This window comes from Pseudomonas sp. SAR267 (assembly GCF_052077595.1).
GTDB classification, from domain to species: Bacteria; Pseudomonadota; Gammaproteobacteria; order Pseudomonadales; family Pseudomonadaceae; genus Aquipseudomonas; species Aquipseudomonas vlassakiae.
In genome coordinates this window covers 1,790,261-1,812,112 of sequence record NZ_JBQIHU010000001.1, presented here as the reverse complement: position 1 = coordinate 1,812,112, position 21,852 = coordinate 1,790,261, and the positions used below count along the sequence as shown (strand labels likewise).

Below are 21,852 nucleotides of genomic sequence, written 5' to 3'. Positions count from 1 at the left end.
CATGGATGAGAAACAACGTTACGACGCTGGCATGCAGGTTCGCCGTGCGGTGCTGGGTGATGCCCATGTGGACCGCAGCCTGGAGAAGCTCAACGACTTCAACGGCGAATTCCAGGAAATGATCACCCGGCATGCCTGGGGTGACATCTGGACCCGTCCGGGCCTGCCGCGGCACACCCGCAGTCTGATCACCATCGCCATGCTGATCGGCATGAACCGCAACGACGAGCTCAAGCTGCACTTGCGCGCGGCAGCCAACAACGGCGTGACCCGCGACGAGATCAAAGAAGTGCTGATGCAAAGCGCGATCTACTGCGGCATCCCGGCAGCCAATGCCACCTTCCACCTGGCCGAGTCGGTGTGGGATGAGCTGGGCGTAGAGTCGCGGGGTTAAACCCCGCGCACGGCCACCGGCCCGGCATTGGCTTCCACAGCCTGTTTCAGTGCCGGGCACAGGCCCAACATGAATGCCGCTTCAGCCACCACGAACAGCGGGCCGATGATCAGCCCGCTGATATCGTCGATGAATGCCGGTTTGCGGCCTTCGTAATGATGCCCGACGAACTGGATGATCCAGCCCACCACGAACGCACCCAGCCCGGCGCCGAGCCACAGGGCGGTGGTTTGCGTGGCCAGTGCCTGGCCGAGCCACAGGCACAGGCCCAGCAGCAGGCCCATGACCAGGCCGAAGCGCAGGTCCAGGCGCAGGTAGAAGCGCACGGCAGCGGCCGCGGCGAGCAGGGCAGGTGATAGCCAGATACCGGCAACGTCCCAGCCGGGGCGCGACAGCAGCACTGTGACGGCGACGACGATCAACGGAATGCCGACGAAGTGAGTGGCGATGTTGCGTGGGTCGCGGTGGTAGTTGGCGTATTGACTCAGGTGTTCGACGAGGTTTTTCATTGTTGTTCCTCCCTGGTTTGCCTGATCGGGGTGTGCTGGCCTCTTCGCGGGTAAACCCGCTCCCACAGGTACGGCGCAGTTCTCCGCAGCTGTGGTATCCCTGTGGGGGGGTACCCGCGACAGGGCCGGGACTGGCAACCCATATAGCCCAGAATAGCCGGAAGCCACCACCATCATCAGCTCAGCGAATGGCCGTCACGCGCATTGGTGCATCCAGCCCCACCAGGGTCTCGATCATTGCCCGTGCCGCCGGTGACAACCGGTAGCCGCTGCGGCTGACCACTCCACACCTCACGCTCAGCACTTCCAGTGCCGATGGCAGGTTGCGCCAGTGCAGGCGCACCAGGCGCCCGCTGGCGAGGTCCTCGGCCACGGCCTCTTCACTGGCCGTGCCCACGGCATCGCTGGCCAGCACCACGCTGCGCAATACCGCCAGGTGCTCGGTCTGTAGGTGCGGGATGAAGTCGCTGCGCCCACTGAGGTTGGCCAGGCGCTTGCGCACGCCAGGGGCGAGCAGGGCGCTGGCCAAGGGGTAGGCGAACAGATCGTTGGTCGACAGGCTGTCCTTGGCCAGCAGCGGGTGGCCGGGGCGGCAGAAGAACAGCCCGGGGCGCGGCGTGAGCGGTTCGGTGTGGAAGTTGGGGTCGGCTTCGAAGGGGCGGATGTCGTCAACGAAGAACTCGATTTGTTCGCGCCGTAAGGCCTGGCCCAGGCGCTCGGCATTGTCCACCATCAGCGCCGTGCGGATGCCGGGGTGGCTGGCGATGAAATGCTGCAATGCTTGCGGGACCAGGCGCACAGCCAGGGCCGGGCCGCTGCCAAAATGCAGCTCACCCGCGTCGAGCTTGGTCATCTGCAGCACTTCATTGCTCAACTGGTTGGCGCCTTGCACCAGGCGGCGGGCGTGCTGCAGCACCACCAGGCCCTCGGGAGTAGGGTGCAGGGCTTTGCTGGCGCGGTCGACCAGAGGGCAGCCGAAGTTTTGTTCGAGGCTCTGGATGGCCCGGCTGAAGGCGGGTTGGGTGATGCCCATGGCTTCGGCGGCGCGGACGAAACTGCGGTATTCGGTGAGGGCGATGAAGTAGCGCAGTTGGCGAAGGTCCATGTCGAGGCTCTGCGGCGGAACAGGGCTCGATTTAAGCGGCTACTGCATATGTCGTCAAAGAAGGTTTATTGATTTGGTTATGTCTTTTAATTATTCAAAGGGCAGCTGGCCTCTTCGCGGCTAAAGCCGCTCCCACAGGTCTGACCCAGTACTCTGTGGGAGCGGCTTTAGCCGCGAAGAGGCCGTTGGATTTAGAGGAGATTCAGCGGATAGCTCACGATCAAGCGGTTCTCATCGAACGCGTTGGTACTGAAATCCCGGCGCATGGTGGAATTACGCCATTTTACCGACAGGTCCTTGAAGGTGCCGGACTGGATCACATAGGCCAGCTCGCTTTCCCGTGCCCATTCCTTGCCGTCGGTCACGCCGCCAGCGGTGACATTGTCGCCCTTGATGTAGCGGTTCATCAGGGTTAGGCCGGGAATGCCGACGGTGACGAAGTTGAAGTCATGGCGTACCTGCCAGGAGCGTTCCTTGGCATTGTCGAAGCTTGAGTTGTAGCTGTCGTTGGCCAGGGTGCCGCCACTGGTGCCGTTGACCCGCAGCCAGGCATTGTCACCGCTGACCTTCTGCAGGCCGACGTAGAAGGTGTTGCCCTTGTAGCGCGCCGAAAGCATCGCCGAGGCGGTCTTGTTGTCCAGCTGGCCTGCGCGTTCGGCGCCATCTTCCTTGCCCCAGAAATAGCCCAGGTTGGCCCCCAGCGTCCATTCGCCCAACGGCTGGCTGTGCACCACGTTGAGGTACTGCTGGCGGTAGATGTCCTTGAGCTGGGCGTCCCACAGGCCGATCATGGTGCGCTTGTCGTTGAAGGTATATTCACCGCCGCCGAAGTTGAAGCGGTCGGAGGTGAAGGCCGCGCGGCCGTTGAGCGACATGTCTTCCATGCTCGCGTCGTTGCGCGGGCTGTTGCCGCGGAACTGGCCGGCATACAGGGTCAGGCCCTCGATTTCTTTCGAGGTGACCTGGCCACCACGGAAGGTTTGCGGCAGCGAACGGCCGTCGTCCGAGCGCAGGATCGGCAGTACCGGCATCCATTCACCGACTTTCAGCTCGGTCTCGGACAGCTTGGCTTTCAATGCCACGCCCAGGCGGCCGAAGTCGTCGGCGGGGCGGCCGTCGTCATGCACCGGCAGCAGCTGGGTGTTGGCGGTACCTTTGCCGCCATCGAGCTTGATCGAATACAGGCCCAGTACGTCCACGCCGAAGCCGACAGTGCCTTGGGTGAAACCGGAGCGGGCATCGAGGATGAAGCTCTGGGTCCATTCTTCGCCCTTGCCCTGCGGGTAGGCCGGGTCGACGAAGTTGCGGTTTATGTAGAAGTTGCGCAGGTTGAGGCTGGCCTTGGCGTCCTCCATGAACCCGCCATTGTCGGCGGCGCATACAGGCAGGGCGCAGGAAATGGCCAACAGGCCGGGCAGCAGCTGGCGTGCGGGTTGCGAAGTGCTCATCTGTCGTAAATCTCTTGTTTTTATGGGCGAACCTGCGCTGCAGGATGCGGCCTGCAGGCGAGGGTCTTTTGATGAACTTGCGAAGCGTTGCGTGGGGGATGGTGCGGGGCTGGGCGGGGGTGAGGCAATTCGCCGCAAACGGTATTGGGCGATAATCGAACGCTATGTAACGTCTAGTTAATTATTTGCCCGAGCTGGCCTCTTCGCGGGCTTGCCCGCTCCCACAGGTACTGCACAGCCTTCAGATTCTGTGCAGTACCTGTGGGAGCGGGCAAGCCCGCGAAGAGGCCAGTACAGGCGAGACACAAAAAAGCCCAGCGCGAGGCTGGGCTTGAGGCGGTTGCCGGTCGATCAGCCTTTCGGTGTGTCCACCGAAGCCTGCTGGTTGGCCTGGCCACTCTGCTCGTACCAGCCACCGCCGAGCGCCTTGTACAGATTGACCTCGCTGGTCAGCTGCGAGAGGCGGTCGGTGATCAGCGACTGCTGCGACGAGTACAGGTTGCGCTGGGCATCGAGGAAGGTCAGGTTGCTGTCGATACCGATGCGGTAGCGGCGTTCGGCCAGGCGGTAGTAGTCCTGGTTCGCCTGCACCAGGTCGCGTTGCGCCTGCAGCTGCTCTTCGAAGGTCTTGCGCGCCGCCAGGCCATCGGAGACTTCCTGGAAGGCCGTCTGGATGGTTTTTTCGTACTTGGCGACGTTGATGTCCTTCTGGATCTTCGAGTAGTCCAGGCTGGCCTTCAGGCTGCCGGCGTTGAAGATCGGCAGGTTGATCTGCGGCTGGAACAGCCAGGTGCCCTGGCCGCCGGCGAACAGGTGGCCCATGTCGGGGCTCAGGCTGCCGGCGTTGGCGGTCAGGCTGATGCTCGGGAAGAACGCAGCACGGGCCGCACCGATATTGGCATTGGCGGCTTTGAGCAGGTGCTCGGCTTCCTGGATGTCGGGGCGACGCTGCAGGATCTCGGACGGCAGGCCGGCCGGCACTTCGGCCAGCTGGTCGGCATCGAGCTCCAGCGGCTTGGCCAGGTCGGCCGGAATGCCGGTACCCAGCAGCACGGTCAGGCTGTTGACGTCCTGCGCCACCAGGCGCTGGTACTGCGAGTACTTGACCCGTGCGCCTTCCACGGCGGTGCGCGACTGGCTGACGTCGAGCGCCGAAGCCACACCGACTTCGTTGCTGCGACGGGTGAGGTTGTAGCTTTCCTCGTAGGTCTTCAGCGTCTCTTCGGTCAGCTTGAACAGGGCTTGGTCGGCCTGCCAGGTGTAGTAGGCGTTGGCCACGCTGGCCACCAGGGCGATCTGCGTGGAGCGGCGCGCCTGCTCGCTGGACAGGTAGGTTTCCAGGGCCTGCTCGGTCAGGCTGCGGACGCGGCCGAACAGGTCCAGCTCATAGGCGCTGACACCCAGGGTGGCCGAGTACTGGCTGGTGATGCCGGATTCGCCGGTTTGCGACATGTTCGCCGGCACACGCTGGCGGCTGCCGCTGCCGGTGGCCGAAACCGCCGGGAACAGGTCGGCCCGCTGGATGCGGTACTGGGCACGATAGGCGTCGATGTTCAACGCCGCCACACGCAGGTCGCGGTTGTTGACCAGCGAGGTCTGGATCAGCTGCTGCAGTGCCGGGTCGTGGAAGAACTGGCGCCAGCCCTGTTCGGCGGCGGCGACTTCGGCCGACTGGGTCGGCGAGTACGCAGGGCCTTGCGGCCACTGCGCAGCCACCGGCGATTCCGGGGTCTGGTAGTCAGGAATCAGCGAGCAGCCGCCGAGAATGAAAGCGGTTACCGCCAGGGACAACAAAGACTTGGTCATTGCCCAGCCTCATAACGTGGAGTTTCAGGGGTGGCGTCCTTTTCCGGCTCTTTGCTGCCGAACAGCGACGACACTGCGACGAAGAATAGCGGTACCCAGAAGATTGCCAGGACGGTCGCACTGATCATGCCGCCGATCACACCCGTGCCGATGGCGTGCTGGCTGCCGGCGCCGGCGCCGCTGGAGATGGTCAACGGTACCACGCCGAGGATGAACGCCAGCGAGGTCATGATGATCGGGCGCAGACGCATGCGGCACGCTTCGATGGCCGAGTCGTACAGGCTGCGGCCCTGCTCATGCAGTTCCTTGGCGAATTCGACGATCAGGATCGCGTTCTTCGCCGCCAGGCCGATGGTGGTCAACAGGCCGACCAGGAAGTACACATCGTTGGACAACCCGCGCAGGCTGGTGGCGATCAGTGCACCGATGATACCCAACGGTACGACCAGCACCACGGCGATCGGGATCGACCAGCTTTCATACAGCGCTGCCAGGCAGAGGAACACGAACAGTACCGAGAGGGCGAACAGCGCCGGCATCTGCGAACCGGAGAGTTTTTCCTCGTAGGACGTGCCGGTCCAGGAGAAGCCGACGCCGCTTGGCAGTTCACTGGCAATGCGCTCGACCTCGGCCATGGCGTCGCCGGTACTGTAGCCCGGGGCCGGGGCACCCAGGATTTCCATGGCCTCGACGCCGTTGTAACGCGACAGCTTCGGCGAACCGTAGGTCCACTCGCCCTTGGCGAAGGACGAGAACGGTACCATCTCGCCGGCGCCGTTGCGCACGTACCATTTCTGCAGGTCTTCCGGGCTCATCCGCGAGTTGGGTTCACCCTGGATGTACACCTTCTTGACCCGGCCACGGTCGATGAAGTCGTTGACGTAGCTGGCACCCAGGGCAATCGACAGGGTGTTGTTGATGTCGGAGATGGTCACGCCGAGGGCGCTGGCACGTTCGTCATCGATGGTCAGCTGGTATTGCGGTTCGTCGTTCAGGCCGTTCGGGCGCACGGCACTGAGGATCTTGCTCTGTGCGGCCTTGGCCAGGAACTGGTTGCGCGCTTCCATCAGCTTGGCATGGCCGACGCCGCCGCGGTCCTGCAGGAACACGTCGAAGCCGGTGGCGTTACCCAGCTCCAGCACCGCAGGCGGGGCGAAGGCGAACACCATCGCGTCACGGAAGGTAAAGAAGTGCTGCTGGGCACGCTGGGCCAGGGCGAACACGCTGTTCTCCTTGGAACGTTCACCCCACGGCTTGAGCATGATGAACGCCATGCCCGAGCTCTGGCCGCGACCGGCGAAGTTGAAGCCGTTCACGGTGAATACCGAGGATACGGTGTCGGCTTCGTCCTTGAGCAGGTACTCGCGCATCTGGTCGACCACCACCTGGGTGCGCTCGGCACTGGAGCCAGCCGGTGTCTGCACCTGGGCGAACAGTACGCCCTGGTCTTCTTCAGGCAGGAACGCGGTAGGGATGCGGGCGAACAGCCAGATCATGCCGACCACGATCAGCGCATAGGCCAGCAGGAACGGCACCTTGTTGCGCAGGATCGCGCCGACACTGCGCTCATAACCGTTGACGCTGCGGTCGAAGTTACGGTTGAACCAGCCGAAGAAGCCACCTTTGGCGGTGTGGTGCTCGCCTTTCTTCAGCGGCTTGAGCATGGTTGCGCACAAGGCCGGGGTGAAGATCAGCGCCACCAGCACCGACAGGCCCATGGCCGATACGATGGTGATGGAGAACTGCCGGTAGATCACACCGGTGGAGCCGCCGAAGAACGCCATGGGCAGCAGTACCGCCGACAACACCAGGGCGATACCCACCAGGGCGCCCTGGATCTGCTCCATGGAGCGCTTGGTTGCCTCCTTGGGTGGCAGGCCTTCCTCGGACATCACCCGCTCGACGTTTTCCACCACGACGATGGCATCGTCCACCAGCAAGCCGATGGCCAGGACCATGGCGAACATGGTCAGGGTGTTGATGCTGAAGCCCGCAGCGGCAAGGATGCCGAAGGTGCCCAGCAGCACCACCGGTACGGTCATGGTGGTGATGATGGTGGCGCGGAAGTTCTGCAGGAACAGGTACATCACCAGGAACACCAGGACCACCGCTTCGATCAGGGTGTGAATCACGCCGCTGATCGATTCGGTGACCACCGGGGTGGTGTCATACGGGAACACCGCTTTCACCCCAGGCGGGAAGAACGGTTCCAGGTCGGCAATGGTCTTGCGCAAGGCCTTGGCGGTGTCCAGGGCGTTGGCGCCGGTGGCCAGTTTGACTGCAAGGCCGGAAGCCGGCTTGCCGTTGAACTGGGCACTGACCGCATAGTTTTCACCGCCCAGGCCGACCTGGGCAACATCACCCAGGCGCACCTGCGAACCGTCGCTGTTGACCTTGAGCAGGATCTTTTCGAACTGCTCGGCGGTCTGCAGACGGGTCTTGCCGATGATGGTGGCGTTCAGCTGGGTGCCTGGCATGGCCGGGAGCCCGCCAAGCTGGCCGGAGGACACCTGCACGTTCTGTGCAGCCACCGCGGTCTTGACGTCGACCGGGGTCAGCTGGAATTTGTTCAGCTTGGCCGGATCGAGCCAGATACGCATGGCGTACTGCGCACCGAACACCTGGAAGTCACCCACACCGGCAGTCCGCGAAATCGGGTCCTGCATGTTGGAAACGATGTAGTTGGCCAAGTCGTCCTTGGTCATGCTGCCGTCTTCGGACACCAGGCCGATCACCAGCAGGAAGTTCTTCACTGCCTTGGTGACGCGGATACCCTGCTGCTGCACTTCCTGCGGCAGCAACGGGGTGGCCAGGTTCAGCTTGTTCTGCACCTGGACCTGGGCGGTGTCAGGGTTGGTGCCCTGCTCGAAGGTGGCGGTAATAGTCATGCTGCCGTCGGAGTTACTTTCCGACGACACGTAACGCAGGTTGTCGATACCGTTGAGCTGCTGCTCGATGACCTGCACCACGGTGTCCTGCACGGTCTGCGCCGAGGCGCCCGGGTAGGTCACGGCGATGGCGATAGCCGGCGGCGCGATGCTTGGGTACTGGTTGATCGGCAGCTTCAGGATCGACAAGGCGCCGACCAGCATGATCACCAAGGCGATCACCCAGGCGAAGATCGGGCGATCGATAAAGAACTTCGACATGGTTTACTCCGCTTTGGCGTCTGCTTTGGCCGCGCTGGCCTGATCAGGTTTGCCTGGCTGCTTGACGTTGGTGGCGTCGCTGACCTTGACCTCGACACCTGGGCGCACGTACTGCAGGCCCTCGGTGATCAGGCGGTCGCCCGGGTTCAAGCCTTCCTCGATCAGCCAGTCGCTGCCCAGGGTACGGCTGGCCTTGAGCTGGCGCAGTTCGACCTTGTTCTCCTGGTTGACCACCAGTGCGGTCGGCGCGCCCTTGAGGTCGCGGGTCACGCCCTGTTGCGGGGCCAGGATGGCATTGGCATTGACCCCGGCCTTGAGCCGTGCATGCACGAACATGCCAGGCAGCAGGGTGTGGTCGGGGTTGGGGAACAGCGCACGCAGGGTCACCGAGCCGGTGGTCTCATCGACCGCGACTTCGGAGAATTCCAGGCGGCCTTCCTGCTTCAGCAGGCTGCCGTCTTCCAGCACCAGCTGTACCGAGGCGGCGTTGTCGCCGGCCTTCTGCAACTGGCCGCTTTCCAGGTCACGGCGCAGCTTGAGCAGCTCGGCGGTGGACTGGGTGACGTCGACGTAGATCGGGTCGAGCTGCTGGATGGTGGCCATGGCGTTGGTCTGGCCATTGCTTACCAGGGCGCCTTCGGTGAACGCGGAACGGCCGATGCGGCCGCTGATCGGTGCGAGGACCTTGGTATAGCGCAGGTCGATCTGCGCGCTTTTCAGCGAAGCTTCGGCTTGCAATCGTTTGGCATTGGCGTCGTCGTATTCCTGTTTCGACACCGCCTGCTCGTTGACCAGCTGCTTGTAGCGCTCGGCCAGCGACTTGGTGGACTGCAGGTTGGCCTGGGCGTTGGCCAGGTTGGCTTCGTACACGGCCGGGTCGATCTGGTACAGCTGTTGGCCTTCCTTGACCTCGCTGCCTTCCTTGAACAGGCGCTTGAGGATGATGCCATTGACCTGTGGGCGTACTTCGGCGACGCGGTAGGCACTGGTGCGGCCCGGCAGTTCCGAGGTCAGGGTGAAGGGTTGTGGCTGGATGGTCACGACGCCGACCTGAGGAGCCTGCGCTGCGGGCGGGGCTTCTTCTTTCTTACAGCCACTTAGCAGGGTTGCCAGGGCGACGGCGGAAACCAGAGCGGTAACGGCTGGCTTGAATTGCATAGGATCCTCGGGTCGCAAGAGCAGGGAGACGCTCAAGAGTAATGGAAGAGTCTTGTCAGAAAAAAACTATCCGGTGGATAAATAGCTTACTAACGAATATACTTACATTCACGGTTGTTTGTAAATACCGCTGGGTAGTACTTGGCTACTACCGCAGCCCTTGATTAGCCCATCCGAGAGTCACCCTGCAGAGGTGACCCCGGCGGTTTCCCCCCTGCACAGCGCAGCGGGCCCAGATGAGGTTGCACTGCCATGGTCCGTCGAACCAAAGAAGAAGCCCAAGAGACCCGCGCCCAGATCATCGAGGCAGCGGAAAGGGCCTTCTACAAGCGCGGCGTCGCGCGCACCACATTGGCCGACATCGCCGAACTGGCGGGCGTGACCCGGGGGGCGATCTACTGGCATTTCAACAACAAGGCGGAGTTGGTGCAGGCGCTGCTCGACAGCCTGCATGAAACCCATGACCATCTGGCGCGGGCCAGTGAAAGTGAAGACGAACTGGACCCGCTCGGCTGCATGCGCAAGCTGTTGCTGCAGGTGCTCAACGAGCTGGTGCTGGACGCCCGTACCCGGCGTATCAATGAAATCCTGCATCACAAGTGCGAGTTCACCGATGACATGTGTGAAATCCGCCAGCAGCGCCAAGGCGCGGTGCTGGACTGCCATGTGGGCATCGACCTGGCGCTGGCCAATGCCGTTCGCCGAGGTCAGTTGCCGGCGGAGCTGGATGTCGGGCGCGCTTCCGTCGCCTTGTTCGCCTATGTTGACGGCTTGATCGGGCGCTGGTTGCTGCTACCGGACAGCTTCGATCTGCTGCGCGACGCGGAAAAATGGGTCGACACAGGGCTGGATATGCTGCGCTTGAGCCCCGCGCTGCGCAAATGACACTTTGTTAAGGATTGTGAGGAAGTGTTTCCCTCATGTATTAAGTGAGTATTAATGCTGTGGGCTCCCACAGCCCTTAACGGCCACGCAATTGCCGGTCCGGCAACGCCAGGGCCGCCAGCAGCCCCAGCAAGGCAATTCCCGCACTGCCCAGCAACAACTGGCGGAACGTCTCCAGCAGTTTCATCTGCGTGTGCGGGTCCGCCTCACCTGCCTTCAGGCTCCCCAGCAGCGGGTTGCCCAGCAACTCGAAACCACCTTGTTGAAGCAGCGCCAGCAACAGGCTGGACATGCAGGCCACGCCCATGGCCCCGCCGAGCGAGCGGAACAGGTTGGTGGTGCTGGTGGCCACGCCGATATCCTTGCTTTGCACCGCGCTTTGCGTACCCACCAGCGAGGTTGGGAACTGCAAGCCGCAGGCGATACCGGTCAGCAGCATGAACACGGCACTGAGCAAGCCAGCCTGGGGGGGCGTGATGGCCATGGCGAAGATTGCCATGGGCATCAGCACGGCACCGGCCAGAATCTGTGGTTTGAAGCGCCCGGTGCGGCTGGTCATGCGGCCACCGGTGAAGGCGCCCAGGGGCAAGCCCATGGCCAGTGGCAGCAGGTGCAATGCGGCGCTGTCGGCACCGGCGCCAGTGATGCCCTGGTAGCGCAGCGGCATCAGCATGGTCAGCGAGATCGACTGGAAACTGGCGAAGAAGATCACCCCCCAGCACAGCACGGCCACCCGGTTGCCGAACAGGTCCATGGGCAGCAGCGGTTCATCGTAGCGACGCTCGTGGCCGACGAACAAGGCCAGGCCGAGCACCGCGCAGGCGAACAATGCCAACACGGGAGGGGCGGTCCAGGGCTGCCCTTGGCCGACCAGGGTGATGCCCAGCAGCAAACTGCCCAGGCCGACAATCAGCAGCACGGCGCCAAGGTAATCCACCCGGGCCTGGCGGTGCTGCACTGGCATGCCGGCCAGGGCGCGACGAATCGCCCACAGCGCGAGCAGGCCCAGCGGCAGGTTGATCCAGAATACCCAGCGCCAGGACAGGTATTCGGTCAGCCAGCCGCCCAGCACAGGCCCGGCCACGCTGGCCACGGCGTACATGCTGCTGAAGTAGCCCTGATAACGGCCCCGTTCACGCGGCGGCACGAAATCCCCGATGATTGCCTGGCTCACCGACACCATGCCGCCGGCACCGATGCCTTGCAGTACGCGCGCCATGACCAGCTGCTGCATGTCCTGAGCCAAGGCGCAGGCGATCGAGGCCAGGGTGAACAGGCTGATGCCTGTAAGGATCATCCGCCGCCGGCCATACAGGTCACCGAGCTTGCCGTAGATCGGCACGGCTACGGTCATCGCCACCATGTAGCCAGAAATCACCCAGGCAAGCAGGCCGACGTCGTTGAACCGGGCCGAGATGGCCGGCAGCGACACGGCGACGATGGTCTGGTCAAGGGCACCAAGGAAGATCGCCAGCATCAGGGCGGTCAGCACGTTGCGCAGGACGGTCGGGGGCAGGGCGGCTGTCACGGGAGTACCTTGTCTGGAAGGGTGACGCGATAGGCCGATTGTAACCCGAGTTAGGTAGCTTCCTATGTACTATCTGCATCGCCTATGCAAGATCGGCATTGGCGCATTCATCCAGAGCAGCATGGCTGCATGATATCGTTGGTATGCCACAGGGGCTGAAAGCCGCGGCCTGCACCAGCTTGGTGCAGCAATTTGTCGCAGGTTGTCAGGCCACTGTCTCCCACACCTTTTATTCCTCTGCCTGCATGTCGAGCATGACCGCCCAGATGGCGACGGTTGGAACAGGTCAGGTAGACCCGATTCAGGGGTCGGTAGCAACCGTTCAATTTCTACATATATAAGCGGAGTGATCATGCCCAAGGCTTCCCATCAAGATCTGCGTTTTGCCTTCCGCGAGCTGCTCGCTTCAGGGGCCTGCTACCACACCGCCTCCGTATTCGACCCGATGTCGGCGCGCATCGCTGCCGACCTGGGCTTCGAAGTCGGCATCCTCGGCGGTTCGGTGGCTTCATTGCAGGTGCTGGCCGCACCGGACTTCGCCCTGATCACCTTGAGCGAATTTGTCGAGCAGGCCACCCGCATTGGCCGTGTGGCGCAACTGCCGGTGCTCGCCGATGCCGACCACGGTTATGGCAATGCGCTCAACGTCATGCGCACGGTCATCGAACTGGAGCGCGCCGGCGTCGCTGCGCTGACCATCGAAGACACCCTGCTGCCTGCCCAGTTCGGACGCAAGTCCACTGACCTGATCTCGGTCGAGGAGGGGGTGGGCAAGATCCGTGCGGCCCTGGAAGCGCGTGTCGACTCGTCGCTGTCGATCATTGCCCGGACCAACGCCGGGGTGCTTTCCACCGAGGAAATCATCGTCCGCACCCAGAGCTACCAGAAGGCGGGTGCCGACGGTATCTGCATGGTCGGTGTGAAGGATTTCGAGCAGTTGGAGCAGATTGCCGGGCACCTGACCGTGCCGCTGATGCTGGTGACCTACGCCAACCCTGCCCTGCGTGACGACGAGCGCCTCGCTCGCCTGGGTGTGCGTATCGTGGTCGATGGCCATGCCGCCTACTTTGCCGCGATCAAGGCCACCTATGACTGCCTGCGCCTGCAGCGCGGCCAGCAGAACAAGTCCGAGAACCTGAGCGCCACCGAGCTCTCGCACACCTATACCCAGCCTGAGGACTATATTCGCTGGGCCAAGGAGTACATGAGCGTCGAGGAGTGATTGGCGTGGCGCCAATCAACTAACGGACGGCACTCAAGGTTGCGGTGTGGGGCACGCAGTGTTCCTGCTCGCAACGGTTGGCCGCACTGGGCTGGCTGCGCAGCAGTTCGGCCCGCCAGCAGGCCGAGCCATACAGCGCCGCGACCGCGGTCAGGGCCATGACCATGGCGACTCTTCTGGACTTGATGCCCATGGTGCTCACCTCCTGTTACTGCACAGGTGACACTCTAAGCATAGTCAATACAAATCCCGGTCCCACTCCGGTTCGTCCTTGAACCGTTGCACCAGAAAATCCAGCATGCTGCGCAAGGTCGCCGGCATATGCTTGCGCGAGGTGTAGACCGCGTTCAGGTTCAGCTCCCGTGGCCGCGCTTGCGGCAGCAGCCGCACCAGGGCGCCGCTGCGCAGTGCCGAGGCCGCCTGGTAGGTTGGCAGCATGGCGATGCCGGCACCTGCCAGTGTTGCGTTCTGCAGCGTCATGACCTCGTTGGCGCTGATGTTGCCTTGCACCGGCACGGCAATCTGCTGGCCGCCCACCTCGAAATGCCACAGGCTGTGGCCGAAATAGGCATGGGTCAGGCAGTTATGCTGGCTCAGTTCCTCGACCCGATGCGGCGTGCCGTGCTCGCGCAGGTAGGCGGGTGTTGCACAGATTACCGAACGGCACACGGTCAGGCGCCTGGCAATCAGGTTCGGGTCCAGATCGTTGCTGGTGCGGATCGCCAGGTCGATCCGCTCGTCCACCAGGTTGACCGTGCGATCGAGCATCTGCAGTTCAACCTTCACCCCAGGGTAGCGCCGCACATATTCGGCGACCGCATCGGCCAGCTGCGCCTGGCCAAACGACGTACTGACACTGATACGCAGGGCACCCTTAGGCGAATCTTGCGGTTGTTGCACGGCGGCCTGCAGGTCGCCGGCCAGGTCCAGCAACTGCCGGCAGCGGGGCAGGGTTTCCTGGCCGGCAGCAGTCAGGCTGAGCTTGCGCGTGGTGCGCTGCATGAGCCGTGCGCCGACCCATTCCTCCAGCTCGGCCAGGTAGCGCGACACCACAGGCCGCGACAGCTGCAGGTGGTCTGCCGCTGCCGACTGGCTGCCCAGATCGACGACGGTGACGAAAACGCGCATGGCGTTGAGACGGTCCATTATTTGCCCGATTTTAGAAACAAACTATGTCTGAGCATCGCATTTTTTGTCATGGATCGGGCAACTAAGCTGTTGCCCATCGTTCATCCCGCAGGAGTCACCATGTCGTTCCTCACCCCCTTGCGTGGCCTGCTGCTGGCCTGCATCACCCTGGCCGGCCCGGCACTGGCCTCCGAGCCGTTGCAGCTGGAGGTTTACAACCCGGGGCATCAGGCCATTTTCCCGGTCAGTTCGGTGATCGTCAGTGGCGAGAAAGAGGCCATCCTGGTCGATGCCCAGTTCGGCAAGGCCCAGGCCGAGCAACTGGTGCGGCGCCTGCAAGCCAGCGGCAAACGCCTGACCACCATCTACATCAGCCACGGCGACCCGGATTACTACTTCGGTCTGGACACCGTGACCCAGGCCTTCCCCGACGCCAAGGTGTTCGCCTCGGCAGCCACGCTGGCCCATATCCGCCAGACCATGGACGCCAAACTGGCCTACTGGGGGCCACAGATGGGCGCGGACAAACCGGCACGGCTGGTGCTGCCGCAGGTGCTGCACGGCCACACCCTGATGCTGGAAGGTCGGTCGCTGGAGGTCGTCGGCCTGGATGGCCCGCAACCGGATCGCAGCTTCGTCTGGATTCCGTCGATCAGGGCAGTGGTCGGCGGTGTCGTGGTTGCGCAGAACATCCACGTGTGGATGGCTGACACCCAGACAGCCAGGTCCCACGCCGACTGGCTTGCCACCCTGGCGAAGATCGAGACCTTGGCACCGCGTACGGTGGTGCCTGGCCATTACCTGGGCCAGAGCGACCACTCACTCGACGCCGTGCGCTTCACGTCGGGCTACATCCGCGCGTTCGATGCCGAAGCGGCGAGGGCGAAGGATAGCGGCGCGTTGATTGAGGCGATGAAACAGCGCTACCCCGCGCTTGCCGATGAGAGTTCGCTGGAGCTCGGCGCGAAGGTCGCCAAGGGCGAAATGAAGTGGTAATTGCGTTCAACTGACAGGAGCATTTTCGATGAGCAAGATCGCAATCATTGGCGCCACCGGCCGTGCCGGCAGCCAATTGCTGGAAGAAGCCCTGCGCCGTGGCCACAGTGTGGTGGCCATTGCCCGTGACCCATCGCAGTTGCAGGGGCGTGAAGGTGTAACCACCCAGGCATTGGATGCCAAGGACAGTGCCGCCCTGCAGCAGGCGGTCGCAGGCGTCGACGCGGTGCTCAGTGCAGCGCATTTCTCGACCCTCGAACCCCACGCCATCATCGAGCCGGTCAAGCGCGCCGGGGTCAAGCGCCTGCTGGTGGTGGGCGGCGCAGGCAGCCTGCTGCTGCCTTCCGGGCACCGCGTGATCGACAGCCCGGACTTCCCGGAGGCCTACAAGGCCGAGGCCAGTGCCGGGGTGCGTTTTCTCGATGTGCTGCGCCAGGAGCCGACGCTGGACTGGACCTTTCTCTCGCCATCGGCGGAGTTCGTCGAAGGCGAGCGCAGCGGGCACTACAAACTGGGCAAGGACCATCTGCTGATCGGTGCTGATGGCAAAAGCACAATCACCTTTGCCGACTTTGCCATTGCCATGCTCGATGAGCTGGAGAAACCGGCGCACTCGCGCCAGCGCTTCACCGTCGGTTACTGAGTCGTCTGCTTCGCGGGCATGCCCGCTGCCACAGGTTTCAAGCCTGGTGCCGAACCTGTGGGAGCGGGCGCGCCCGCGAATAGGCCCTCATTGACTGGCTCGGCTTTCCAGCCAATCAAACAATTCCACCAAGCCTGGCAGATGGCTCTTGGGGTGGCTCACCAGGTAATACCCTTTACCGGTCTGCACCTTCAGCGCAAACGGCATGCACAGCCGCCCCCCGCGCAAGTCATCACCGATCAGCGCCCAATCACCAATCGCCACCCCGGTTCCCTGCGATGCCATGGCCATCGCCATGTCCAGTGTTTCGAAATGCTGCTTCGGCCCCTGTGCCTCCAGCACCACGCCTGCTGCCTGCAGCCACAGCCGCCAGTCATGTTCATCCCGTGATGGATGCAGCAGCATGTGCCGGGCCAGATCCTGGATCTGCTGCAGGGGGACCGCCCCTTTCAACAGCGAAGGCGCGCACACCGGTGTCAGTTGCTCGTCGAACAGCTTGCGCACCCGCAGCCCATGGTTCGGCGCAGCGCCATAGACCACGGCGGCATCGAACCCCTCACGGCGAAAGTCCACCCCGTGCTGCACCGTGGTGGTCAACTCGACCGGCACGTCGGGTCGCAGCGCCTGCCACTCCATCAGCCGCGGCAGCAGCCAGCGCATCACGCAGGTCGGTGCCTTGAGCTGCAAGGTGGCGCTGCGCCCGCCCACTTCACGCACGCCTTGTTCGATAAGGCCGAAGATCTGCTGCACCCGAGGCAGCCAGTCCTGGCCTTCGCGGGTCAGGCTCAGGCCGCGAGCCTGGCGCTGGAACAAGGCGTAGCCCAGGTGCTCCTCGAGCCCGGCGATCTGCCGGCTGACGGCGCCTTGGGTGATATGCAGCTGCTGTGCGGCACGGGTGAAATTGCAGTGCTGTGCGGTGACCAGAAAGGTGTGCAGGGCGGGCAGGGGGGGTAGCCGTTTCATTGCGCTGAGCCATGATTACAGGACATGGCTAGTATGTGTTTTTTTGCATTGTGGCGGTAGCGCTGCCTTGGGTCCAATGGGCGCAGATTGCAACAAGATTCCCCCCAACAAGATCTTAGGTGAAACCCCATGGCAACCTGCGGCGAAGTATTGGTCAAACTCCTTGAAGGCTATGGCGTGGACCATGTCTTCGGCATTCCCGGCGTACATACCGTGGAGCTCTACCGTGGCCTGGCGGGCTCGTCGATCCGCCACATCACCCCGCGCCACGAGCAGGGCGCCGGGTTCATGGCTGATGGCTATGCGCGTACCCGTGGCAAGCCAGGCGTGTGCTTCATCATCACCGGCCCCGGGATGACCAACATCACCACCGCCATGGGCCAGGCCTATGCCGATTCGATCCCGATGCTGGTGATTTCCAGCGTGCAGTCGCGCGATCAGCTGGGCGGTGGCCGCGGCAAGCTGCACGAATTGCCGAACCAGGCAGCGCTGGTGTCGGGCGTTGCAGCGTTCTCGCAGACGCTGATGAGTGCCGATGACCTGCCGCAGGTGCTGGCTCGCGCCTTTGCCGTGTTCGATGGCGCCCGCCCGCGCCCGGTGCATATCGAGATCCCGCTGGACGTGCTGGTCGAGCCCGCCGACCACCTGCTGCCTGGCCGCCCTGTGCGCAGTGCTCGCGCAGGTGCTGCACCCCAGGCTGTAGCCGCCATGGCCGAACGCCTGGCCAATGCCCGCCGGCCGCTGATCCTGGCCGGTGGTGGCGCGCTGGCTGCGGGCGCACCGCTGGCGCTGCTGGCTGAGCACTTGCACGCACCGGTGGCACTGACCATCAATGCCAAAGGCCTGCTGCCAGCCAACCACCCGCTGCAGATCGGTTCGACCCAATCGCTGGTCGCCACCCGTGAGTTGGTGGAAGAGGCCGATGTGGTGCTGGCAATCGGCACCGAACTGGCCGAGACCGACTATGACGTGACCTTCAAGGGCGGCTTCAAGATTCCCGGCAGCCTGCTGCGCATCGACATCGACCCGGACCAGACCGTACGCAACTACCTGCCGGAACTGGCGCTGGTGGCGGATGCCGAACTGGCTGCGCAATCCCTGCTTGAGGCCTTGCGTCAGCTACCCGCACCGGTGTGTGCCGAGGGCTGGGGCGTTGCCCGTGCGCAGCGCCTGCGCGAAGCGTTGGCAACGGGCTGGGACCAGCCGACGCTGAGCCAGACACGCCTGCTGAACAGCATTCTGCAAAGCCTGCCCAACGCCATTCTGGTTGGTGACTCAACCCAGCCGGTGTACACCGGCAACCTGACCCTGGACATGGATCAGCCGCGCCGCTGGTTCAATGCCTCGACCGGCTACGGCACCTTGGGTTATGCATTGCCAGCGGCGATGGGTGCCTGGTTGGGCAGCGCCGAGCAAGCGGCCGAGCGTGCGCCAGCGGTCTGCCTGATTGGCGATGGCGGGCTGCAGTTCACCCTGCCAGAGCTTGCCAGCGCGGTGGAGGCGCAGGTGCCGCTGATCGTGCTGCTGTGGAACAACCAGGGTTACGAGGAAATCAAGAAGTACATGGTCAATCGGGCGATCGAGCCGGTCGGGGTGGATATCCATACCCCAGACTTCATCGGCGTGGCACGGGCGCTGGGTGCCGAGGCTGTGCACGTGGCCGATGTCGCGCAACTGCAGGCTGCGCTTGGCAAGGCGGTGGCGCGCAAGGGCCCGACCTTGATCCAGGTCGACCAGAACCAGTGGCAGGCTTCAGTGGTGGAGTGAAATAGCGTCTTTCCTGCCCGGGCCTCTTCGCGGGTAAACCCGCTCCCACAGGTACTCCCCAGCATTCAAGGCTTGTGGTGATCCTGTGGGAGCGGGTTTACCCGCGAAGAGGCCGGTGCAGGTTCACGTGATTCTTCAACCGGCGCTGGCGCGCAACCGCGCCACATCTCGAATCGGCGGTGCGCCATACAGCCGGCTGTACTCGCGGCTGAACTGCGACGGGCTTTCGTACCCCACCCGGTAGGCCGCCACCGCTGCTTCCAGGCCGTCGTTGAGCATCAGCCGCCGCGCTTCCTGCAGGCGCAGTTGCTTCTGGTATTGCAGCGGGCTCATTGAGGTCACGGCCTTGAAGCGGTGATGCAGGGTCGAGATGCTGAGGTTGACCTCGCGCGCCAGGTCCTCGATGCGCAGCGGCTGCTGGAAGTTCTGGTTGAGCCAGGTAATGGCCTGGCTCACCCGGTGGGTCTGGCTGTTGGCCAAGGCGATTTCGTACAGGCGATAACCCTGCGGCCCACGTAGCAGGCGGTAAAGAATCTCGCGACGAATCAGCGGCGCCAGCATGCCGATGTCGCGCGGGGCATCCAGCAAGCGGACCAGCCGCAGCAGCGCGTCGAGCAGCTGCGGATCGGTGCGTTCCACATACAGGCCGCGACCGGAGGGCAGGTTGGGCACCAGCATCGGCCCGCTCTCTGCGATCAGCTGGCTGATTTCGGCCGGGTCGAGGTCCATGCGCAAGCCAAGGCTGGGGTGCTCCGGGCTGGCGTCCAGCCGCACCGCGCTCAGCGGCAAGGTCACCGACACCACCATGTAATGCAACGGGTCGTAGGCGTATTGCTCGTCGCCGAGGAACAGGCTCTTGCTGCCTTGCGCCAGGATGCACAACGCCGGTTGTGCCAGGGTCGGCACCGATCGGACGTTTTCGGTGTAGCGCACCAGATACAGGTCGTCGATGGCCGAGGCGGGGCCGTAGGGTTCACCGGCGTGCCTGCGGATCAGGTCGGCCAGTTCCTGGCGTTGTACTTCCAGTGTCGGGTCGATGGACCGGGCTGTGGTCATGATGGCTTTCCTCTGCTGACCGACGCAGCATAGGTTTGGGCAATGACAGGCGCTAGTCGAAAGCTGCACGTCGATTGCCTGATCCTGCCGCGCTGCAGGATCAGGCAATCGCCGAGCAGTAATGGCCTAACGCGTCGCGTGCGCCAGCCCCTAATCTTGGCAGCCTGGTATTTCCGCCCGCTTGCTTCAAGGAGATCGTGCAATGACCCTACGACAACCGGTCACCCATCTGGCTTTCATCCGTGCCAGCAGCGGTCGCTCCGCAGAACTCGGCGCCCGCCTGCGCGACCTGCTGGAGCCGTCATTACGTACCCCGGGTTGCCTGAGCTTCAGCGTGCAGCGTTCCCAGGCCGACGCCGACCTGTGGCTGCTCAGCGGTAGCTGGCGAGATCAGCAGGCGATGAGTGGTTATTTCGCTTCACCTACCCTGGATGTGTTCGGTGAACTGGTCCAGGCGCAGGTCGTCAGCAGCCTCGACTTGCATACCTTCGATTGAAACACGGTTAGAATGCCGCCCTTCGATCAACAGGCGGAAGGCAACATGGCACGTAGAGAATTCCCGCATTTCGAAGCGGTTTCGGCGATGGTCCCGGTGGAAGGCGGCGGCTATCACGCCGCTATCGCGGTCAAGGCCCTGGGCATGGGCGGCGCGCCGCGCTTTCACAAGGTACTCGACGAACAAGTGTTCAAAAGCGCCGTGGCGGCTGACGAAGCCGCCTGCGCCGAGCTCGCACGCCTGCAGGGCGTGGGCGAGGAAGGCGAACTGATCTGGTGATCAGGCCTGTGGGCGAGCCATCTTGAACAGGTTGCCCAACTCGAAGTAATCCGCCGGGCCACCGCCACGCAGGATCGGTTCGGCGGCAGCGGTGTCGTAGATACCGTTCTTCAGCAGGTGTTCGGCGATGTGCACCGCCACCACTTCACCCAGGATCAACCAGCTCGGCACCAATGCCTGATCGGCGCGCTTGAGCTGGACGATCTGGCTCACCTTGCATTCGAAGGCCACTGGCGTTTCGCCAACGCGCGGCACCTTGACGATGTTCGATGCCACCGCAGTCAGGCCGCTCAGTTCGAACTCGTCGATATCGGCGGCAACGGCCGCGCAACTTTGGTTCATCTGCTCGGCCAGTGGCCGGGTAGCCAGGTTCCAGACGAACTCACCGGTCTGCTCGATGTTGTTCAGGCTGTCTTTGCGCCCGACGCTGCAGAACCCGATGATCGGTGGAATGTAGTTGAAGGCATTGAAGAAGCTGTACGGCGCGAGGTTCAGCTGGCCGTCCCGGCTCTGTGAGGAGATCCAGCCGATCGGGCGCGGGCCGACGATGGCATTAAATGGGTCGTGGGGCAGGCCGTGGCCTTTGGCGGGTTCGTAGTAGTACATCTGCCAGCATCCTTGGAACGAGGCGCCTAGCGTGCCAAGCCTTCGGCCGTCTGGAAATGATCAAGCCCGGCCGAGGCCGGGCTGGTAGCGCACAACAGGGTTAGCTGATGCGGTGGGCGTTGGTGCGGTCGAAGCCGTCTTCGGCGAAGCGTTGGCCGCCAGTGCGGTCGAAGCCGTCTTCGGCGAAGCGTTGGCCGCCAGTGCGGTCGAAGCCGTCTTCGGCGAAGCGTTGGCCGCCAGTGCGGTCGAAGCCGTCTTCGGCGAAGCGTTGTGCGCCAGTGTGGTCGAAACCGTCTTCGGCGTAGCTGGCCGATTGAGATTGAGCGGCGGCGAAAGTGTGGGCATTGGTGCGATCAAAACCATCTTCGGCAAAAGCGCCAGCAGCGAATACCGAGAGGGCCAGGGTGAGGATCAGTTTGCTTTTCATGGTTGTTGCTCCTTTGGATTCGAGAGGTTGTTTGTTTCTATGGGGTTAATGCTACGCCTATTAAATTGATTAAAAAGCGCAAAAAATAGCGTTTAAAAATCGAATTAGTAGATATTTAGGCCGTGCGCTTTGCCGCCCAGCGTTTGCTCAAGCTTGTCGATGAGGTGTGTTATGCCCAGGCGAGCGCAATGCTTCGCCAGCCACTGCAGATTGCGGGTGGTGGATTAATCGCTGGTTAAGAACGCAAAATCTTAATTTGTAACAGCGTATGAACGCTTTTTTCATAT

At 63.2% G+C, this 21,852-nt stretch carries 21 protein-coding genes; 8 read left to right on the top strand and 13 right to left on the bottom strand.

Features of this window, described 5'->3' with window-relative positions; genetic code table 11:
- Position 1 precedes the first annotated feature (1 nt).
- Positions 2–394: a 4-carboxymuconolactone decarboxylase gene (gene pcaC / locus ACTORR_RS08730; RefSeq protein ID WP_028635111.1), complete on the top strand. Its 393-nt coding sequence runs from the start codon at positions 2–4 to the stop codon at positions 392–394.
- Here pcaC and ACTORR_RS08725 read toward each other — a convergent pair.
- The 6 genes from ACTORR_RS08725 to ttgA form a co-directional block, all read right to left on the bottom strand.
- Entirely contained in the window at positions 391–903 is a 513-nt protein-coding gene (locus ACTORR_RS08725) for an Mpo1 family 2-hydroxy fatty acid dioxygenase (protein ID WP_286935671.1), read from the bottom strand. The two genes, pcaC and ACTORR_RS08725, sit on opposite strands and share 4 nt — an antisense overlap.
- 181 nt (positions 904–1,084) lie before the next feature.
- Entirely contained in the window at positions 1,085–2,008 is a 924-nt protein-coding gene (locus ACTORR_RS08720) for a LysR family transcriptional regulator (protein WP_286935669.1), read from the bottom strand.
- A 191-nt stretch (positions 2,009–2,199) separates the two neighbouring features.
- Positions 2,200–3,456 carry an OprD family porin gene (locus tag ACTORR_RS08715; protein ID WP_286935667.1) on the bottom strand — a complete coding sequence of 419 codons (1,257 nt, stop codon included), beginning with the start codon at positions 3,454–3,456 and terminating at the stop codon, positions 2,200–2,202.
- A gap of 351 nt (positions 3,457–3,807) precedes the next feature.
- Complete coding sequence (locus tag ACTORR_RS08710; protein ID WP_054885047.1) at positions 3,808–5,262, bottom strand: AdeC/AdeK/OprM family multidrug efflux complex outer membrane factor; 1,455 nt, start codon at positions 5,260–5,262, stop codon at positions 3,808–3,810.
- Positions 5,259–8,411 (bottom strand): multidrug efflux RND transporter permease subunit TtgB, encoded by a 3,153-nt coding sequence (ttgB, locus tag ACTORR_RS08705; RefSeq protein ID WP_054885046.1) that lies wholly within the window; start codon positions 8,409–8,411, stop codon positions 5,259–5,261. The genes ACTORR_RS08710 and ttgB overlap by 4 nt, the downstream gene beginning before the upstream one ends.
- A 3-nt stretch (positions 8,412–8,414) precedes the next feature.
- Positions 8,415–9,569, bottom strand: a complete 1,155-nt coding sequence (ttgA, locus tag ACTORR_RS08700) for a toluene efflux RND transporter periplasmic adaptor subunit TtgA (protein WP_099815744.1) — start codon at positions 9,567–9,569, stop codon at positions 8,415–8,417.
- 252 nt (positions 9,570–9,821) lie between these two features.
- On the opposite strand from ttgA, the gene ttgR reads away from it, so the two are divergent.
- Positions 9,822–10,454: an efflux transport transcriptional regulator TtgR gene (gene ttgR / locus ACTORR_RS08695; RefSeq protein ID WP_099815743.1), complete on the top strand. Its 633-nt coding sequence runs from the start codon at positions 9,822–9,824 to the stop codon at positions 10,452–10,454.
- Between the two features lie 76 nt (positions 10,455–10,530).
- Here ttgR and ACTORR_RS08690 read toward each other — a convergent pair whose 3' ends face one another.
- The gene (locus ACTORR_RS08690; RefSeq protein ID WP_286935582.1) at positions 10,531–11,982 is read right to left on the bottom strand and encodes an MDR family MFS transporter; all 1,452 of its coding nucleotides are present in this window, start codon (positions 11,980–11,982) and stop codon (positions 10,531–10,533) included.
- Between the two features lie 352 nt (positions 11,983–12,334).
- Between ACTORR_RS08690 and ACTORR_RS08685 the strand changes: the two genes are divergently transcribed.
- Positions 12,335–13,204 carry an isocitrate lyase/PEP mutase family protein gene (locus tag ACTORR_RS08685; RefSeq protein WP_054885042.1) on the top strand — a complete coding sequence of 290 codons (870 nt, stop codon included), beginning with the start codon at positions 12,335–12,337 and terminating at the stop codon, positions 13,202–13,204.
- A 19-nt stretch (positions 13,205–13,223) separates the two neighbouring features.
- Here the strand turns inward: ACTORR_RS08685 and ACTORR_RS08680 are convergent, their stop codons facing one another.
- Complete coding sequence (locus tag ACTORR_RS08680; protein WP_165837344.1) at positions 13,224–13,397, bottom strand: hypothetical protein; 174 nt, start codon at positions 13,395–13,397, stop codon at positions 13,224–13,226.
- Between the two features lie 44 nt (positions 13,398–13,441).
- On the bottom strand, positions 13,442–14,350 hold the full coding sequence (locus ACTORR_RS08675) for a LysR family transcriptional regulator (protein ID WP_099815741.1): 909 nt from the start codon (positions 14,348–14,350) through the stop codon (positions 13,442–13,444).
- Between the two features lie 102 nt (positions 14,351–14,452).
- On the opposite strand from ACTORR_RS08675, the gene ACTORR_RS08670 reads away from it, so the two are divergent.
- Complete coding sequence (locus ACTORR_RS08670; protein ID WP_286935583.1) at positions 14,453–15,328, top strand: MBL fold metallo-hydrolase; 876 nt, start codon at positions 14,453–14,455, stop codon at positions 15,326–15,328.
- 28 nt (positions 15,329–15,356) lie between these two features.
- Positions 15,357–15,971 (top strand): NAD(P)-dependent oxidoreductase, encoded by a 615-nt coding sequence (locus tag ACTORR_RS08665; protein ID WP_054885039.1) that lies wholly within the window; start codon positions 15,357–15,359, stop codon positions 15,969–15,971.
- A gap of 87 nt (positions 15,972–16,058) precedes the next feature.
- On the opposite strand, the gene ACTORR_RS08660 is transcribed toward ACTORR_RS08665, so the two are convergent.
- Positions 16,059–16,934 (bottom strand): LysR substrate-binding domain-containing protein, encoded by an 876-nt coding sequence (locus ACTORR_RS08660; RefSeq protein ID WP_286935585.1) that lies wholly within the window; start codon positions 16,932–16,934, stop codon positions 16,059–16,061.
- A 129-nt stretch (positions 16,935–17,063) separates the two neighbouring features.
- On the opposite strand from ACTORR_RS08660, the gene ACTORR_RS08655 reads away from it, so the two are divergent.
- A complete protein-coding gene (locus tag ACTORR_RS08655) occupies positions 17,064–18,701 on the top strand; it encodes a 5-guanidino-2-oxopentanoate decarboxylase (RefSeq protein ID WP_286935586.1) in 1,638 nt (545 codons plus the stop codon).
- A 135-nt stretch (positions 18,702–18,836) separates the two neighbouring features.
- On the opposite strand, the gene ACTORR_RS08650 is transcribed toward ACTORR_RS08655, so the two are convergent.
- Positions 18,837–19,757 carry an AraC family transcriptional regulator gene (locus tag ACTORR_RS08650; protein WP_286935587.1) on the bottom strand — a complete coding sequence of 307 codons (921 nt, stop codon included), beginning with the start codon at positions 19,755–19,757 and terminating at the stop codon, positions 18,837–18,839.
- A gap of 202 nt (positions 19,758–19,959) precedes the next feature.
- Here ACTORR_RS08650 and ACTORR_RS08645 point away from each other — a divergent pair, with 202 nt between their 5' ends.
- Complete coding sequence (locus tag ACTORR_RS08645) at positions 19,960–20,253, top strand: putative quinol monooxygenase (protein ID WP_054885035.1); 294 nt, start codon at positions 19,960–19,962, stop codon at positions 20,251–20,253.
- A 45-nt stretch (positions 20,254–20,298) separates the two neighbouring features.
- Positions 20,299–20,532: a hypothetical protein gene (locus tag ACTORR_RS08640; protein ID WP_099815646.1), complete on the top strand. Its 234-nt coding sequence runs from the start codon at positions 20,299–20,301 to the stop codon at positions 20,530–20,532.
- Here ACTORR_RS08640 and ACTORR_RS08635 read toward each other — a convergent pair whose 3' ends face one another.
- Both ACTORR_RS08635 and ACTORR_RS08630 read right to left on the bottom strand, forming a co-directional pair.
- Positions 20,533–21,138 carry a flavin reductase family protein gene (locus tag ACTORR_RS08635; RefSeq protein ID WP_286935588.1) on the bottom strand — a complete coding sequence of 202 codons (606 nt, stop codon included), beginning with the start codon at positions 21,136–21,138 and terminating at the stop codon, positions 20,533–20,535.
- Between the two features lie 100 nt (positions 21,139–21,238).
- Positions 21,239–21,565, bottom strand: coding sequence for a hypothetical protein (locus ACTORR_RS08630; RefSeq protein ID WP_054885032.1), 327 nt, complete (start codon positions 21,563–21,565; stop codon positions 21,239–21,241).
- Positions 21,566–21,852: the final 287 nt, after the last annotated feature.

What these genes read in the sequence shown, in the direction of transcription:
- pcaC (WP_028635111.1), top strand. Translation starts at nt 2, where the DNA reads ATGGATGAGAAACAACGTTACGACGCTGGCATGCAGGTTCGCCGTGCG.
- ACTORR_RS08725 (WP_286935671.1), bottom strand. Translation starts at nt 903, where the DNA reads ATGAAAAACCTCGTCGAACACCTGAGTCAATACGCCAACTACCACCGC.
- ACTORR_RS08720 (WP_286935669.1), bottom strand. Translation starts at nt 2,008, where the DNA reads ATGGACCTTCGCCAACTGCGCTACTTCATCGCCCTCACCGAATACCGC.
- ACTORR_RS08715 (WP_286935667.1), bottom strand. Translation starts at nt 3,456, where the DNA reads ATGAGCACTTCGCAACCCGCACGCCAGCTGCTGCCCGGCCTGTTGGCC.
- ACTORR_RS08710 (WP_054885047.1), bottom strand. Translation starts at nt 5,262, where the DNA reads ATGACCAAGTCTTTGTTGTCCCTGGCGGTAACCGCTTTCATTCTCGGC.
- ttgB (WP_054885046.1), bottom strand. Translation starts at nt 8,411, where the DNA reads ATGTCGAAGTTCTTTATCGATCGCCCGATCTTCGCCTGGGTGATCGCC.
- ttgA (WP_099815744.1), bottom strand. Translation starts at nt 9,569, where the DNA reads ATGCAATTCAAGCCAGCCGTTACCGCTCTGGTTTCCGCCGTCGCCCTG.
- ttgR (WP_099815743.1), top strand. Translation starts at nt 9,822, where the DNA reads ATGGTCCGTCGAACCAAAGAAGAAGCCCAAGAGACCCGCGCCCAGATC.
- ACTORR_RS08685 (WP_054885042.1), top strand. Translation starts at nt 12,335, where the DNA reads ATGCCCAAGGCTTCCCATCAAGATCTGCGTTTTGCCTTCCGCGAGCTG.
- ACTORR_RS08680 (WP_165837344.1), bottom strand. Translation starts at nt 13,397, where the DNA reads ATGGGCATCAAGTCCAGAAGAGTCGCCATGGTCATGGCCCTGACCGCG.
- ACTORR_RS08675 (WP_099815741.1), bottom strand. Translation starts at nt 14,350, where the DNA reads ATGGACCGTCTCAACGCCATGCGCGTTTTCGTCACCGTCGTCGATCTG.
- ACTORR_RS08670 (WP_286935583.1), top strand. Translation starts at nt 14,453, where the DNA reads ATGTCGTTCCTCACCCCCTTGCGTGGCCTGCTGCTGGCCTGCATCACC.
- ACTORR_RS08665 (WP_054885039.1), top strand. Translation starts at nt 15,357, where the DNA reads ATGAGCAAGATCGCAATCATTGGCGCCACCGGCCGTGCCGGCAGCCAA.
- ACTORR_RS08660 (WP_286935585.1), bottom strand. Translation starts at nt 16,934, where the DNA reads ATGAAACGGCTACCCCCCCTGCCCGCCCTGCACACCTTTCTGGTCACC.
- ACTORR_RS08655 (WP_286935586.1), top strand. Translation starts at nt 17,064, where the DNA reads ATGGCAACCTGCGGCGAAGTATTGGTCAAACTCCTTGAAGGCTATGGC.
- ACTORR_RS08650 (WP_286935587.1), bottom strand. Translation starts at nt 19,757, where the DNA reads ATGACCACAGCCCGGTCCATCGACCCGACACTGGAAGTACAACGCCAG.
- ACTORR_RS08645 (WP_054885035.1), top strand. Translation starts at nt 19,960, where the DNA reads ATGACCCTACGACAACCGGTCACCCATCTGGCTTTCATCCGTGCCAGC.
- ACTORR_RS08640 (WP_099815646.1), top strand. Translation starts at nt 20,299, where the DNA reads ATGGCACGTAGAGAATTCCCGCATTTCGAAGCGGTTTCGGCGATGGTC.
- ACTORR_RS08635 (WP_286935588.1), bottom strand. Translation starts at nt 21,138, where the DNA reads ATGTACTACTACGAACCCGCCAAAGGCCACGGCCTGCCCCACGACCCA.
- ACTORR_RS08630 (WP_054885032.1), bottom strand. Translation starts at nt 21,565, where the DNA reads ATGAAAAGCAAACTGATCCTCACCCTGGCCCTCTCGGTATTCGCTGCT.